This window comes from Sphingomonas xinjiangensis (assembly GCF_014199255.1).
Classification (GTDB): Bacteria; Pseudomonadota; Alphaproteobacteria; order Sphingomonadales; family Sphingomonadaceae; genus Sphingomonas; species Sphingomonas xinjiangensis.
In genome coordinates, this window is the sequence record NZ_JACIJF010000004.1 from 363,446 (window position 1) to 376,838 (window position 13,393).

General features: G+C 65.9%; 16 protein-coding genes. 8 read left to right on the top strand and 8 right to left on the bottom strand.

Going from position 1 to position 13,393, the window contains the following annotated elements; translation table 11 throughout:
* Positions 1 to 40: 40 nt before the first annotated feature.
* Both FHT02_RS09820 and FHT02_RS09825 read left to right on the top strand, forming a co-directional pair.
* A complete protein-coding gene (locus tag FHT02_RS09820) occupies positions 41 to 1,672 on the top strand; it encodes a flagellar hook-length control protein FliK (protein ID WP_184086933.1) in 1,632 nt (543 codons plus the stop codon).
* A gap of 9 nt (positions 1,673 to 1,681) precedes the next feature.
* Positions 1,682 to 2,338, top strand: a complete 657-nt coding sequence (locus FHT02_RS09825) for a flagellar hook assembly protein FlgD (protein WP_184086935.1) — start codon at positions 1,682 to 1,684, stop codon at positions 2,336 to 2,338.
* A 396-nt stretch (positions 2,339 to 2,734) separates the two neighbouring features.
* Here FHT02_RS09825 and FHT02_RS09830 read toward each other — a convergent pair whose 3' ends face one another.
* The 6 genes from FHT02_RS09830 to FHT02_RS09855 all read right to left on the bottom strand — a co-directional run bounded on the left by FHT02_RS09830 (position 2,735) and on the right by FHT02_RS09855 (position 7,254).
* Positions 2,735 to 3,145 carry a hypothetical protein gene (locus FHT02_RS09830; protein WP_343056894.1) on the bottom strand — a complete coding sequence of 137 codons (411 nt, stop codon included), beginning with the start codon at positions 3,143 to 3,145 and terminating at the stop codon, positions 2,735 to 2,737.
* Positions 3,146 to 3,277: 132 nt separating this feature from the next.
* Positions 3,278 to 4,096, bottom strand: coding sequence for a flagellin (locus FHT02_RS09835; RefSeq protein ID WP_184086937.1), 819 nt, complete (start codon positions 4,094 to 4,096; stop codon positions 3,278 to 3,280).
* A 405-nt stretch (positions 4,097 to 4,501) separates the two neighbouring features.
* Positions 4,502 to 5,269 (bottom strand): flagellar basal body L-ring protein FlgH, encoded by a 768-nt coding sequence (gene flgH, locus FHT02_RS09840; RefSeq protein WP_184086939.1) that lies wholly within the window; start codon positions 5,267 to 5,269, stop codon positions 4,502 to 4,504.
* An 11-nt stretch (positions 5,270 to 5,280) separates the two neighbouring features.
* Entirely contained in the window at positions 5,281 to 5,706 is a 426-nt protein-coding gene (flgA, locus tag FHT02_RS09845) for a flagellar basal body P-ring formation chaperone FlgA (RefSeq protein WP_184086941.1), read from the bottom strand.
* Positions 5,706 to 6,488, bottom strand: a complete 783-nt coding sequence (flgG, locus tag FHT02_RS09850) for a flagellar basal-body rod protein FlgG (RefSeq protein WP_184086943.1) — start codon at positions 6,486 to 6,488, stop codon at positions 5,706 to 5,708. Before flgG ends, flgA begins: the two co-directional genes overlap by 1 nt.
* A 28-nt stretch (positions 6,489 to 6,516) precedes the next feature.
* Positions 6,517 to 7,254, bottom strand: a complete 738-nt coding sequence (locus tag FHT02_RS09855; RefSeq protein WP_184087110.1) for a flagellar hook-basal body complex protein — start codon at positions 7,252 to 7,254, stop codon at positions 6,517 to 6,519.
* Positions 7,255 to 7,369: 115 nt separating this feature from the next.
* On the opposite strand from FHT02_RS09855, the gene FHT02_RS09860 reads away from it, so the two are divergent.
* From FHT02_RS09860 to FHT02_RS09875, 4 genes are read left to right on the top strand one after another with little or no spacing between them, the layout of a single operon-like run.
* Complete coding sequence (locus tag FHT02_RS09860; protein ID WP_184086945.1) at positions 7,370 to 7,912, top strand: flagellar basal body-associated FliL family protein; 543 nt, start codon at positions 7,370 to 7,372, stop codon at positions 7,910 to 7,912.
* The gene (gene fliM / locus FHT02_RS09865) at positions 7,909 to 8,937 is read left to right on the top strand and encodes a flagellar motor switch protein FliM (RefSeq protein ID WP_184086947.1); all 1,029 of its coding nucleotides are present in this window, start codon (positions 7,909 to 7,911) and stop codon (positions 8,935 to 8,937) included. The genes FHT02_RS09860 and fliM overlap by 4 nt, the downstream gene beginning before the upstream one ends.
* Positions 8,934 to 9,326 (top strand): DUF6468 domain-containing protein, encoded by a 393-nt coding sequence (locus FHT02_RS09870; protein WP_221239393.1) that lies wholly within the window; start codon positions 8,934 to 8,936, stop codon positions 9,324 to 9,326. The genes fliM and FHT02_RS09870 overlap by 4 nt, the downstream gene beginning before the upstream one ends.
* Positions 9,326 to 9,883, top strand: a complete 558-nt coding sequence (locus FHT02_RS09875; protein ID WP_184086949.1) for a MotE family protein — start codon at positions 9,326 to 9,328, stop codon at positions 9,881 to 9,883. Before FHT02_RS09870 ends, FHT02_RS09875 begins: the two co-directional genes overlap by 1 nt.
* 79 nt (positions 9,884 to 9,962) lie before the next feature.
* Here FHT02_RS09875 and FHT02_RS09880 read toward each other — a convergent pair whose 3' ends face one another.
* Entirely contained in the window at positions 9,963 to 10,379 is a 417-nt protein-coding gene (locus tag FHT02_RS09880) for a hypothetical protein (RefSeq protein WP_343056895.1), read from the bottom strand.
* A 140-nt stretch (positions 10,380 to 10,519) separates the two neighbouring features.
* On the opposite strand from FHT02_RS09880, the gene FHT02_RS09885 reads away from it, so the two are divergent.
* Both FHT02_RS09885 and FHT02_RS09890 read left to right on the top strand, forming a co-directional pair.
* The gene (locus FHT02_RS09885; protein WP_184086951.1) at positions 10,520 to 10,687 is read left to right on the top strand and encodes a hypothetical protein; all 168 of its coding nucleotides are present in this window, start codon (positions 10,520 to 10,522) and stop codon (positions 10,685 to 10,687) included.
* Positions 10,687 to 12,411: a hypothetical protein gene (locus FHT02_RS09890; RefSeq protein WP_184086953.1), complete on the top strand. Its 1,725-nt coding sequence runs from the start codon at positions 10,687 to 10,689 to the stop codon at positions 12,409 to 12,411. Before FHT02_RS09885 ends, FHT02_RS09890 begins: the two co-directional genes overlap by 1 nt.
* A gap of 72 nt (positions 12,412 to 12,483) precedes the next feature.
* On the opposite strand, the gene FHT02_RS09895 is transcribed toward FHT02_RS09890, so the two are convergent.
* Positions 12,484 to 13,392, bottom strand: coding sequence for a flagellin (locus FHT02_RS09895; protein ID WP_184086955.1), 909 nt, complete (start codon positions 13,390 to 13,392; stop codon positions 12,484 to 12,486).
* Position 13,393: the final 1 nt, after the last annotated feature.

Here is a 13,393-nt window from a genome sequence, read left to right on the forward strand (position 1 = left end):
TCAACGTGGTCCCTTGAGGGGCCGGGCAAGAGGCGCCTGAATGCAGATCAACGCTTTCGGTTTTCCGCTTGGGACCAGCATCGCCGGCGGCAACGCCGCGGGTGCGCCGGCCCTGGGTTTTCTTCAGGCGCTAGGCGTCGCCGGCGCGGGTCAGGCCGTTGCACCGACGGGCGGCGTCGCCATCATGCCGGCTACCAGCCTGGGCGACATGGGTCAGACCATCGGTCTCATGGCCGGCGCGCAGCCGGGCACGGGCGTCAACGATGCGCGGCTGCCCGCCGCAGCCTTTTCCGTTTCAAGCGCGCCTAGCCCACTCTTGCCGCAGGGCAACGCGCTGGCCAGCCCCACGACGCTTTCCGCGACGCCAACCGCGCCCACGCTGGCAGCGGATACGGCGAATGCGGCGGATGTGGCGCATGTGACCGTCCTTCCCGCAGCACAGCCTGCGCCTGAAAAGCCGATCCTAGCGTCGCTACAGACGACCACCTCCTTGTCGGGCCTGCTCGCAACTGCGGTGCGACCAGTGGCCGAGGCGCCTGCCGCACCGCCTGCCGCGCCGCCTGCCGCACCGCCTGCCGCACCGCCTGCCGCGCCGCTTGCCGCCGGTACTGCCACGCCCGTGAAACCCGGGTCAGCCCAACCCGTCATCGCCGATGCGGCTCTAGCCCCGGCACCGGCGCAGGTGCCGCTCGACGACAGCGACGCTGTCCTTGCGGCAAATCCGCAGCCCGTTGCCGTGGAAGAGCCCGCAACGCCGGCCAAGGGCAAACCCGCCAAGCCTGCGGATCAGGAAACCGATTCGTTCCTCCCAGCCGAGGGAGCCCCTCAGCCCCTCGTCGCCGCGCCTGTCGCTCCTCATCTCGCGCCGCAGCAGGTGACCGCACAACCGCCGGCCGCGCAGAAGCAGGCTGAGACCCAGCTTCAGGCCGCTGGCCGCCAGCCGCGTGCCCCCGGCACCCAGACCGCTGGTACCGAGGCGCTCCGCAAGCCCGGCGCCGAAACGGCGCAGTTGGACAGCGGAGCCCAGTCGCAGCTCGGCGACGCGGTCGGCGGTGACTTCGCCCGCGCCGTGCAGGCCGCAGCGGGCGACAATAGCGCATTCGCGCAGGACGGGGGCCAGCCCCACGAGCAGCAAGCGAAGTTCGAAGGCACCGCCGCTGCGGTGTCGCAACCCGCCCACACCGCGCCGAGCACCGGCACCACGGCTGCCGCGCCCGCCGCGCCGCTCGCGCAAGAGCCGGTCGTCGCCACGCGCGCCGGTCAGTTTGGCCATGCCATGGGCGTGGAGATCGCGCGCAAGGTCGAAGCCGGGGAGGAAACGCTGCGCGTCCGCCTCAACCCAGACAATCTGGGCCGCATCGAAGTGACGCTTGCCTTTGACGACGGCGCGCTGAAGGCGACCGTGCGCGCGGAGAGCCAGCGTGCGCTCGACTTGCTGCGCCAGGACATGCCCGATCTCGCCCGCACGCTTGACCAGGCCGGCGTCCGCACCGACGCGCAGAGCTTCCGCTTCGAAACGCGTGCCGACACCGGCAGCGGCCAGCAACAAGGGGGCAATCAGCAGCAGCGCGGGCACAACCCGCAGCAGCAGCACGCCCAAGCCGACGATCTCGAACCCGCTCCTGCGTATCGCGCGATCCGCGCCGATGGGCAGGTCGACCTTCTCGCCTGAGGACTGACCATGACGACCGTGAACACCAACGCCGCCGCGATCACCGACGCCAAGACCCAGGCCGCGTCGACGAAGCTCAGCGCCGACTATGACATGTTCCTGAAGCTGCTGACCGCGCAGATGCAGAACCAGGATCCGCTCGATCCGATGGACACCGCGCAATACACCCAGCAGCTGGTGCAATATTCGCAGGTCGAACAGTCGATCGAGCAGACCTCGACGCTCAAGACCATGCTCGCCACCATGGGGACGCAGAACCTGACCCAGGCTTCGTCGCTGATCGGCCGCGCGGTCGAGACCGACAGCGCCACCGCCGGCCTCGCGACCGGCTCGCCCGCCCAGTGGGTGTGGGACGCCCCGCGCAACGCCGCCACCATCACCGCCACGATCAGGGACGACAAGGGCAAGGTCGTCGACACCCGCGACGTCAAGGCCGGCGCCGCCAGCGGCACCTTTGAATGGGACGGCAAGACCAGCGCGGGCAAGGAACTGGCCGGCGGCAACTACACCGTGTCGCTCGACGGTGTCGACGCCTCGGGCAACAAGGTCGCGGTAACGCCGCACGCAGTGGGCAAGGTCAGCGACGTTCAGCTCGAAGGCAACAACGTGCTGGTCACGATCAACGGCATGCAGATCTCTTCCGGCCGGCTCGTCCGCATCGGCTGAACCCTGCCGCCTTTCCGGCTTCCAGGCGCCGGCGGCATGCTCTTGGGGCACGCCGCCGGCGCTTTGCGTTGAGGGGGTTCCCGAAACGGCCCCGGGGCAAACCCGTAGCGGGCATCTGCTGAGCCTGCCGGGCGGTCGCGGGCCTACCGCCTTGCTATAATGAAAGAAGAGAAGCGGGCGGGCCGGTTCATCCCCTCTACGGACCGCCCGCTTCTCCCCCTATCCGTGTTTTTCCCTAGGCACGGCTGTACAAGCGTAGCGCAGGCCGGTTGTTCGCAACCGGCCTGCTTTCGTTTGCGGGTCGCCGATGGGCGCCCTTCTCCCGCGCAGCACGCACGAAAAAGGGCCGCGCAGTTCCCTGCCGGCCCCTTTCAGATCGCAGCTCTCAAGCGGGCGTCAGTGCACTCGCGCCTCCGCGCGGCGGCCCAGCTCGCGGGCATGCGCGCTCACCAGGCACAGCTCGGCATAGAGCCGGTCCCAGAACGGTGCTGGGATATCCAGTGGCATCTCGCCGCCTTGCTTCAGCCCCAGGCAGGCGGCCGGCTGGAGCGCCAGCGCGAAGCGCGTGCCGAACGTCCCATCCACCTGCTCTTCGGGCAGCGCGTGCGGCACGGCGAGCCTGGCGGACATGATATAGCCCGAAAGCACTTCGACCCCATAACCGTCTAGCAGCACGCGCGGTTGGCCGTTCACGTCGGGCCGTTCCAGGACGATCAGCGCGCCCCGGGGATGCTCCTCCACGCTCACCCGCAGGCGGCTGCCGAACGCATCGGTAATTTCACGAATTCGAGGGAACAAGTGTAACACTCCTGTCTCCCTTCCTTATAGAAGAATAAACCATCGCCCGTGCCGCTGCGGCGAACAAAAAAAGAAGGCCGGGATGTTTCCATCCCGGCCTCCAGATAGTCAGGGCCGTAAATCCAGACGGGAAGCCTGGTCTTAACGGAACAGCGACGTGATGGTCTGCGGCGCCTGGTTGGCGATCGACAGAGCCTGGACACCCAGCTGCTGCTTGACCTGCAGAGCCTGCAGACGAGCAGATTCCTTGGCCAGATCGGCATCCACCAGGTTGCCGATGCCGCCTTCGATGGCGTCCGACAGCTTGCTCACGAAGCTCGACTGACCGTCGATCTTGCGCGAAGCCGAGCCGAGCACGCTCAGCTTGGTGTTGACCACCTTCTGCTGCGCGTCGAGGTTGTTGACCATCGTCTTCGCGGTCGCTGCGTCCGTGAACGTTGCGCCGAGAGCGGTGACAACAGCACCGAAGTCCTGGTTCGCAACCGTCAGGGGCGAGGCAGTCGTGTCAGTCGACTGCAGCGCGCTGACGCTGCCGCCGCTGGCCTTCAGCAGGTTGGTTCCGTTGAACTCGGAGGAGTCGATGACCGTATTGATCTGCTCCTTGAGTGCATCGAAATCCTTGCCGATGGCCGTACGGCTGTCGGCATCCAGGCCCGCGTCGGAAGCTTCCGTCGCCTTCGCCTTCATCTGGTTCATCAGGTCCGAGATCTGCTCGGCACCGGCGACTGCGACGTCAGTCGTGCTCTTGGCACGGCTGAGCGACGAAGACACCGCCTTCAGGCCGCCAACGTCGCCACGGAGGGTCTGGGCGATCGTGAACGATGCCGAGTCATCCTTGGTCGACGCAACGCTCAGGCCGGTGTTGATGCGGCTCTGAACCTGCGACAGGCCCTTGTTGGTGTCGTTGAGGCTCTGGAGAGCCGCCATTGCACCGGTGTTCGTGTTGACAGAGAAACCCATGATAATCTTCCTTCTAGGATAAGAACCGCTTCTGCGGTCCGGGTCGGAAGCGCCGACCCTCGACTTGATGCGTCTGCACCTTGCCCTTCCATCATGGGAAGAAATTCATGACCAACCAAATAATCTCGAAAATTTAGATGGTTACCATAAAGTAAACATGCCCGGCTTGTGCTTTGTTACTGTTCCAGCATGGAAAAATCCTCCCCCAAAGGGCGTAGGGATCATGCGCAGCATGGTGGAGGGGCAGGCGCCACAAGCATGCGGGTCACGCGCCTGCCTCTCACCAGCGTCCCGGTCCCCTCGCCTTCCAGAAGAGGATCGCCAGATTGCTCAGCCGGGAGACCACAAACAAAAAGCCCGCCCGGGTCTCCCCGGGCGGGCTTTCCTGTCAGCAGGAGCTGAAAATCAGAACGGAAACAGCGCGTCGTAAATCTGCTGCCCCCAGCGCGCCTGCTGCGCGTCGGTCAGCTGGCCCTTGCCACCATAGATCACGCGTGCCTCGGCGATCTGGCTGTGCTGGATCGAATTGTCGCGGGCGATGTCCTCGGGCCGGATGATGCCCGTGACGATCAGCTCGCGCATCTCGAAGTTCACGCGCACTTCCTGGCGGCCCTTGATCATCAGGTTGCCGTTCGGCAGCACCTGGGTGACGATCGCGGCCATCGTCATGTTGATCGTCTCGGATCGGTTGGTGGATCCGCCACCGGCATATTTCGATCCCGAATTGGTCTCGAACACCTTGCCCGCATCGGCGCCCAGCACGTCGGCGACCGGCTTGATGCCCAGCAGATTGCCCAGCCCGCCATTTTCAGAGCCGCCCCGCGTGCGCGACGTCGTGTTGCCCAGATCGGCCTTGTCCTGGATGTTGATCTTGATCTTCAGGATGTCGCCCTGCTCGCGCGCGCGCTGGTCGCGGAAGAACGCGCCCGCGCCGGTGCGGAACAGCGATGCGCTCGCCTGCTGCTGGGGCGCTGGGCCGGCGATCTGCGCGCCCATGGCACCTGGGCGGCGCGCGCGGTCGGCCGGTGCCGCCAGCGACGCCTCCAGTTCGGGCGTGTCGATCGGCGACATTTCGGACAGCTTCGGCGCCTTGCCGACCTGCTTCAAACGGCCCGCGGCACCGCAGCCCGACAATGTGGCGCCCAGCGCCACGACGAGAATGATCTTGCGCATAAACGAACTCCTTACGGTGCGGAGACCCGGACGACGCCGGATCCATCCACCATGCCATCGAGCGTGCGGCTCGTGCTGTTGGTCACCACGCGGACCATGTCGCCCTTTCCGCCTCCGGTCAGCGCCCGGCCCGATGCGGTGATCAGCAGCGTGCCGCTGGCCAGCTTGATCGTCACCGGCTCGCCGCGGCGGACCAGCTGCGGGGTCATCACGTCGGTGCGGCGCACGATCGTGCCCGGCGCCAGGTTGCGCGTGGCTTCCATGCCCGCGGCATCCTCGATGCCCAGCGCCCCGCGTGCCGCGGCGACGGTACGGCCCTCCATCGTGAAGTCGCCCGCTTCCAGCCGGTCGCCCTTGGACACGGCATGGCCGAGCACCGCGACCTGCACGTCCTCGGCGGGTCCCGCCAGCAGCGCGAGTGCCAGGAACAGGCTCATCAGCGCAGCTGGCTGGTGGTGGCCAGCATCTCGTCTGCCGTCTTCACGACGCGGCTGTTCATTTCATAGGCGCGCTGCGCGGTGATCAAGTTGGTGATCTCGGCAACCGGATTGACGTTGGATGCCTCGACAAAGCCCTGCATCAGCGTGCCCATGCCGGGCTCGCCCGGTGCGGCGACGGTCGGATTGCCCGATGCCGCGGTTTCCAGGAACAGGTTCCCGCCCTTCGCTTCCAGGCCACCTTCGTTCATGAACGTCGCGAGTTCCAGCTGGCCCAGCTGCTGCGGCTGCGCGTCGCCGGCGATAACCGCCTGGACCTGGCCCGACTTGGATACCGTCACGTCGACCACATTCTGCGGCACGGTGATGTCCGGCAGCACGCGGAAGCCGTCATTGGTTACCAGCTCGCCCTGGTCAGAAACGCCGAACGAACCGTCGCGGGTATAGCCAGTGGTGCCGTCGGGCAGCTCGATCTGGAAATAGCCATGGCCCTGGATCGCCAGGTCATAGCGGTTGTCGGTCTGCTGGGTCGCACCCTGCTCGTTGATGCGATAGACTGCGGCGGTCTTCACGCCGGAACCGATCTGGATGCCGGTCGGCACGTTGGTGGTGGCGCTCGACGCCGAACCCGGACGCACGACCTGCTCGTACAGAAGGTCCTGGAACTCCGCGCGCTGGCGCTTGAAGCCAGTGGTGTTCATGTTGGCAATGTTGTTCGAGATGACGTCGACATTGGTCTGCTGTGCGAGCATGCCGGTGCCGGCGATGGAGAGCGTACGCATGGGTCTGTTTCCTCTGATTTAGTGCGCGTCAGCCGACGCGGCTAAGCTTGTCGATTGCCGACTTGCGCATGTCGGCCATGCTGTCGGCCAGGCTCTTGCTGGTCTGGTAGGCGCGCAGGATCTCGACCATGTCGGTCGTTTCCTGGATGGCGTTGACGTTGGATCCTTCGATGCCGCCGCCGCGGATCCGGGTCTCGGCGGACGGCAGTTCGCGGCCGCCCTGGCCACGCAACAGACCGTCGCCGCGCGGGTCGAGCTGCGCTTCGTCGAACGAGGTCACAGCGAGCCGGCCCAGCGGGCCGGTGCGCCCGTTGATCGTGCCGTCCAGGCCGATGGACAGGTTGGGGGCCTCTTCGGGCGGGATCGTGATCGGCTTGCCGCCCTCGCCCAGCACCTTGTTGCCGCTGGAGGTGGCGAGCTCGCCGGTGGGCAGCATCTTGAGCAGACCGGCACGCGTATAGGCAGTCGTGCCGTCCGGCGCCTCGACGCTCAGATAACCCTTACCTTCGATCATCACGTCCAGCGCGTTGCCTGTCGGCTGGAACGTGCCTTGGGTGGCGTCGTGCACGGCGCCGTAATCCAGCACGAACGACGTCTTGTTCGCGGGCTTTATGACGCTGTCGGTCTTCTCGACATATTCACGGAACACCGGCTGCTCGCGCTTGAAACCGGCCGTATTCATGTTCGCGAGATTGTTCGCGGCAACATCCATACGGCGGCGGAGCGCCTGTTCCTGGCTCAGCAATACATAAGAGGAGATGTCCACCGGACCGTCCTTCACTTTTTTGTCGCTAGGCAGAAATTGCCGGGTGACGCCTCTATAATAGGAAGAAATCGGGCGGCTCGGTCGCCGGAACGCAGATTTTCTAGAGGACCCAGGAATGTCGTCTGCCGAGATCGTCGAAGAAGGTGCCACGCCGGCACCCACTAAGAAGTCCAAGAAGAAGCTCATCATCATCGGTTCTGCCGCGGCCGTGCTTCTGCTCGGCGGCGGCGGCGGCGCGGCGATGATGCTCTCGGGTGGCGACGCCAAGGCCGAAGCTTCGGCTGAAAGCGGCCATGGTGAAGAAGCCGCTGCGGAAGAGTCTGCCGAGGGCGATCATGGCGGCGGCGAAGGCAAGGATGCCTTTGTCGACGTGCCCGCGATGGTTGTGAACCTGCGCTCGCCCGACGGCGCCGCGCGCTTCCTCAAGGTTCATCTGATGCTGGTGCCCGGTCCCAAGAGCGACGTGGAGGCACTCAAGGCAAAGCTGCCGCTGATCCTCGACGCCTATCAGCCGTTCCTGCGCGAACTTCGGCCCGAAGATCTGGCCGGTTCGGCGGCGGTGTTCCGCATCAAGGAAGAGATGCTGTCGCGCGCCAACCAGGCGGTCGGCGCCGGGGTGGTCAAGGACGTGCTGATTCAGGATCTGGTGCAGCAATGATCGATCTCGACGATTTCGACCTTCCCGAACCGCCGATGCCGCCGATGGGCGGCGACGGCGATATCGGGTTCGACCAGGCTGACATTGATGCGCTGTTCGGCGATCTCGGTGGCCCGGTGGAAAAGAAGAAGGGCCTGCGCGCCGTCATCGAATCCAAGGTCATCAGCCAAGAGCGTCTGCCGATGCTCGAAGTGGTCTGCGACCGCGTGGTACGTGCCTTTGCCAGCTCGATGCGCAACCTGACCTCGGACGCGATCGACGTCAGCCTCGAGGAAGTGACCTCCATCCGCTTCGGCGACTTCATGAACCGCATCATGCTGCCTTCGATGGTCGGCGTGTTCCAGGTCAAGGAGTGGGAGAATTACGGCCTCATCACCGTTAACTCGGGCCTGATCTATTCGGTGGTCGATGCGCTGCTCGGCGGTCGCGGCGGTAGCGGCAGCGCCCCGGTCGTGATCGACGGCCGCGCTTTCACGACGATCGAGACGGCGCTGGTGTCGCGCATGCTGGAACTGGCGCTGTCGGACTTTGCCGAAGCGTTCACGCCGATCGAGCCGGTGACGATGGAGCTGGAGCGGGTGGAATCCAATCCGCGCTTCGCCGCGATCGCCGGCACCTCGAACATCTGCGCCGTGGCCACCTTCCGCGTCGACATGGAAGGCCGTGGCGGCGAGTTCTCGCTGCTCTTCCCTTATGCCACGCTTGAGCCGGTACGCCACAAGCTGCTGCAACGCTTCATGGGTGAGAAGTCCGGGCGCGACAGCATCTGGGAAGCGCACATGGCCGCTGAGATCCGCAAGACCCAGGTCATCGTCGACGTGGTGCTCGGTGAAAAGGCCATGCCACTCGCCGAATTGAAGGCGCTGGAGGTCGGCCAGACCATCGCGCTGCACAAGAGCCCCGACGACCCTCTCGATCTGGCCTGTGGTGGCGTGAAGCTCGCCCAGACCCAGATCGGCCAGCGCCGCGGCAAGGTCGCCGTGCGCCTCATCACTGACGTTTCCAAGGAAAGGATGCCCGCATGAGCTTCGCGCTTCTCGCCAACGCGCTCACCATGATCTTCTGCATGGCCGTGCTCGTGCAGAGCGTCCGGATGATGCGGAGCCTGCGCACCGTCAAGGATGGCGCCCTGACCGAAACCGTCAACGCGCTTGAAAAGGCCACTGCCGGCGCGCGCGCCGTGCTGGCCGACATGAAGTCGACGCTCGGCACCGATTGCGCCCAGCATGCCCGCCTGGTCGAGCAGGCGCGCGATCTGCGCGACGAGCTGTCCGACATGATCGGCATCGCAGACGGCGCGTGTGAGCGCATCGTCAACGCCGTCGGCCTCGCCAACGCCCAGCGCCCGACTACCGAAGTCGACGCCGACGCCGACGCCGAAGCAAAGGCCGACGCCGAAGCAGAGCACGTCTGATGGCACGCCCCTCCCTCCTCCTGATGACCGCCGCCGCTTCTGCGCTCGCGGTCGTCGCCAACGCTGCCAGCATCGCGGCGCCCGACGCGCAGAACGCGCCCAAGACCCGCCTCGGCAATTCGATCGAGCAGGACCTGAGTGCCAGCGACGCCGCGGCGGCGCGCCGCAAGCGCGGTCTGGATCTGCGCGAACAGGCTGCCAAGGCTGCCGAGGCGCGGCTTCAGGCCGACATGGCGGCGCGTCAGCAGCAGCAGGCCGCCACGACGCAGACCGCCGCCAATGGTGGCCCTGCCGAGGCGCCCGACGCGCAGTTCGACGAACTCGCCCGCATCTATCAGGCGATGAAGCCTGCAAAGGCTGCGCTCGTGTTCGAACAGCTGGAGATGGAAGTGCAGATGAAGGTCGCGCAGCGCATGCGCGAGCGTTCCACGGCACTGATCCTGGCGGCGATGACTCCCAAGGGCGCCGCTGCGCTTTCCATGGCGCTCGCGCGCCGCAGCGCTGGTCGACCGCAAGTCGCGGCAGCCGGGCCCAAGCCAGTCCCGAAAGCGCGCTAAGCCTTTCTGACAACAACGAAAAAAGGCCGGAGCATCCACTCCGGCCTTTGTTGTTTTCCGCGTCGACCAGATAGTGGCTTCAACCCGCCGAAGCCGACACCTCGACGATGAGCACCTTTGCGATGCCCGGGTTGGCTACCTTGATCGCAGCCGTCAGGTCATGATCCAGCCGCTCGGCGTCCACCGCCCGCAGACCCGACGCGTTCAACCGCGCAAACTCCAGCCCCGCAGCGACCGTCGCCTGGCGCAGCATGGGCATCTCCGCGGTGGCCTTGGCCGCAGCCTCGGCATTCGCGGCTTCCAGCACCAGCTTGAACTTGAGCGAACCGCTTACCCGATCGGCGTCGATGATCGGCACGATGACCTGCTCCATCGTCACTAGGTTGAGGCCCTCGGCACTGCCGCCGCCGCCGCCCGAAGCCTGGGCATCGCCGCCCGGCAGCGGCAACACCGCCGACGAAGCCAGCGCCAGCGCTGCCATGGTTCCGTTACGCACACGAATCTCCTGTGAACCCGGCAGCCATTCAGACCGCCAATCCTCTATAATAGGAGAAACTGTTAGCAGGTGTTTCCTTGAGCTTTGATCAACGCCCCGGAAAAATGCGCGTGGTCTCGGACAGCAGCAGCGGTCCGCAGATGCGTCGCACCGATGATTCCTCCGGTGCGCTATCTACTGCGCCTGCCGCTCTGCCGGTGCCCGAGAAGCCGGCGGGGCTGCCCATTCTGGGCGCCGCGCTGTTCGTGATCGCCTGCGCGGTCGGCGGGGCCGTCGTCGCGATTGTCCGTCCGCTGGGACTCGGCTGATGCGCACTGCCCTGCTCGCACTCAGCGCCTCCGCCGCTTCCGTTGCCCCTGCGCCGGTCGGCGGGCTGCCGCCCTTCGCCGCCGAACTCGCCGAGGCTCCACCGATTACCGGCGGTGCCGGCTGGCATGGCCCCGTCGGCGATCAGGCCTGGAACCTGCTCGCCACCGCCGCCCCCAGCAAGCGCCAGGCGGCGCGCTGGAGCTTCGCGCTTGGCCTGCTCGCCAAGGAACGTGGCGCCGAAGCGATCGGCGTGCTCGACGTGATGGCAAAGTCCGATGAGGACTTGAAGCTCGTGCTTCCTTATCAGCTCGCCCGCGGCGTCGCCCTGACGCTGCTCGGCCGCAACATCGAAGCGGTCGAAGCCATGGGCAACCCAGACCTCGCCGGCAATCCCGAAGCCTGCGCTTGGCGCCTACGCGCACTCGCGGCCAATGGCTCAGCGGCCGCTGCGGTCGGCCAGATCAACTGTGCCCTGCCCGCCATCAACGGCCGCACGCCCAATGATCGCGCGCCCTTCGTACTTGCCGCCGCCCGCGCCGCGATCGACACCGGACAGCCCCAGCCCGCTCTTGCCTGGCTCAAGCTCTTCAGCGAGCAAAACCCAGATGCCAATCTGCTGCGCGGCCGCGCGCTGGTCGCCGCGGGCGAACTCGACAGCGGCAAGCTCAGCCTTGAGCGCGCCAAGCGGAGCGGATCGCCAGAGGTCCAGGCCGAAGCCGATCTCGCACTGACGCAGTCCCAGTTCGCCGCGCACAAGATCAACGCGGCAACGGCGCAGAAGCAGCTCGATGGCTTGCGGTATCGCTGGCGCGGTGGCCAGGTGGAGGAACAGGCGCTGCGCTTGTCCTTCAAGCTCGCCGGCGACGCAAACGATCTGGGTGGTCAGCTACGCGCCGGCGCGACCTTGTTCCGCTATTACAAGCTCGGCAAGGAAGCCGCCCCGATGCTGGCGACCGTTCAACGCCAGATGGCCGCAATCCTCGCCCCCGGCAGCGGCGTTCCGCTTGCCGATGCTGCGGGTCTTTATTGGGATTACCGTGAATTGGCGCCGGGGGGCGCCGAAGGCGACCTGCTCGTGCTCCATCTGGCTGACCGGCTTCAGGAGGGGGGCCTTTACGGCCGTGCCGCCGAACTGCTGCAATATCAGCTGACCCAGCGTGCGCAGGATGTCGCGCAGGGCCCGCTTTCAGTAAAGGTCGCCTCGCTTCAAATCCTTGCCGGCCGTCCGGACCGTGCGCTTAAGATCCTCCAAGAGACCGAACAGCCCAGCTATACCGAAGGCATGCGGCAAGACCGCAAGCGAATGGAAGCGGTTGCGCTGCATAAGCTCGGCCGCGACGCAGCCGCCATGGCCGCGCTTGAAGGTGTGCCCGGTGGCGCTTCAGTCAAGGCCGAGCTGCATTGGCGGGCGAAGGATTGGGGCGGCTTCGTCACTGAAAACGAAGCCGCGCTGCCTGCACCGCAGGGAATGAACCAGCCTCAACAAGCTGCAGTGCTGCGTCAAGCCGTCGCGCTGGGCATGATCGGCGACGAGGCTAGGCTGCAAAAGCTGCGCGCGCGGTATTTCGGCGCGTTCAAGCCGCTGCCAAGCGGCCAGGCGTTCGATGTCCTCACCGGCAAGCTCAGCAACATCGATCCCGCAACGCTCAGCGCGGCGATGGGTGCGATCCCGGACGCAAGCCCGGCAGGGTCGCTCGCCGACCTGCTCGACGCCGCCACCTGATCCACCCTCCAATTACTTCAGGTACAAAAAAGCCCCGCGAAAGCGGGGCTTTTTCGTTGCATGCTCAGGTGCTCAGCGCAGGTAGTTCACCAGACTGAGCCCACTCAGCTGCGAGAACACCGAATAGCTCGCCTCAAGAACGGTCTTCTGCTGGGCGAGATCGATCGCAACCTGCCCCAGGTCCGCGTCTTCATTGCTTTCGATCACCGCGCTCAGCAGCACGGCACGCTCATCGTTGCGCTTGGCCAGCGTCTCGACCTGTGCCTGCTTGCGGCCATTCTCGGCGTTCACGCTCCGAGTAGATGCCAGCCCCTTGTCGAGCTGATCCATCGCGGTCTTCAGCGCGGTGATCTGGCCTGCGGTCGGCTCCTCGGAGAAAGGCCCCGCCTGTGCCAACGTACGAAACGCATCATATAGATCCTTGCCGGCCGCGCTCGCGGAGATCCCGTAGGTGATGTCCACGCCATCGGCGATACGCGCCGTGGAACGCACCTCGTCATCCTGGAACGCAGCGGCGCCATCCGCTGCAGCCACGTCGGCCAGTGTTTGGGGCTTGAAAGGACTCCCGTTCGTCTGCGCTCCGCCGAACAACGGTGCGCCACCTTCGGAGAGGTTCAGGGCGCTGCGATATTGGTGGAACGCCGACTGAACCGCTTCCTGCAGACCATCGGCCTTGCCGGTACCGATCGCGCTCAAGATGCTCGTACGCAGATCCCCTGCGGCCGTGTCGATCGCCTCCAGGCTCCCCTGGTACAGCGAAAGGGTGGTGTCGACGCGCTTGGAGACGGTGGCCTGTGCCTGCTGCCGGGACAGCATGCTGTGCGCGGAAAGGTTGCGAACGGTCTCAGTGCCCAAGTCGGCGAACGTCGTCGCCTTTTTGCCCGTAGAAAGCTGGGCCTGAGTGATCGCCAGCTTCTCCTGCGAACGCTGAATGGCGCTGGACATAGTGCGCTGAAGCGGAATGGTAGCAACGCGTGCCATC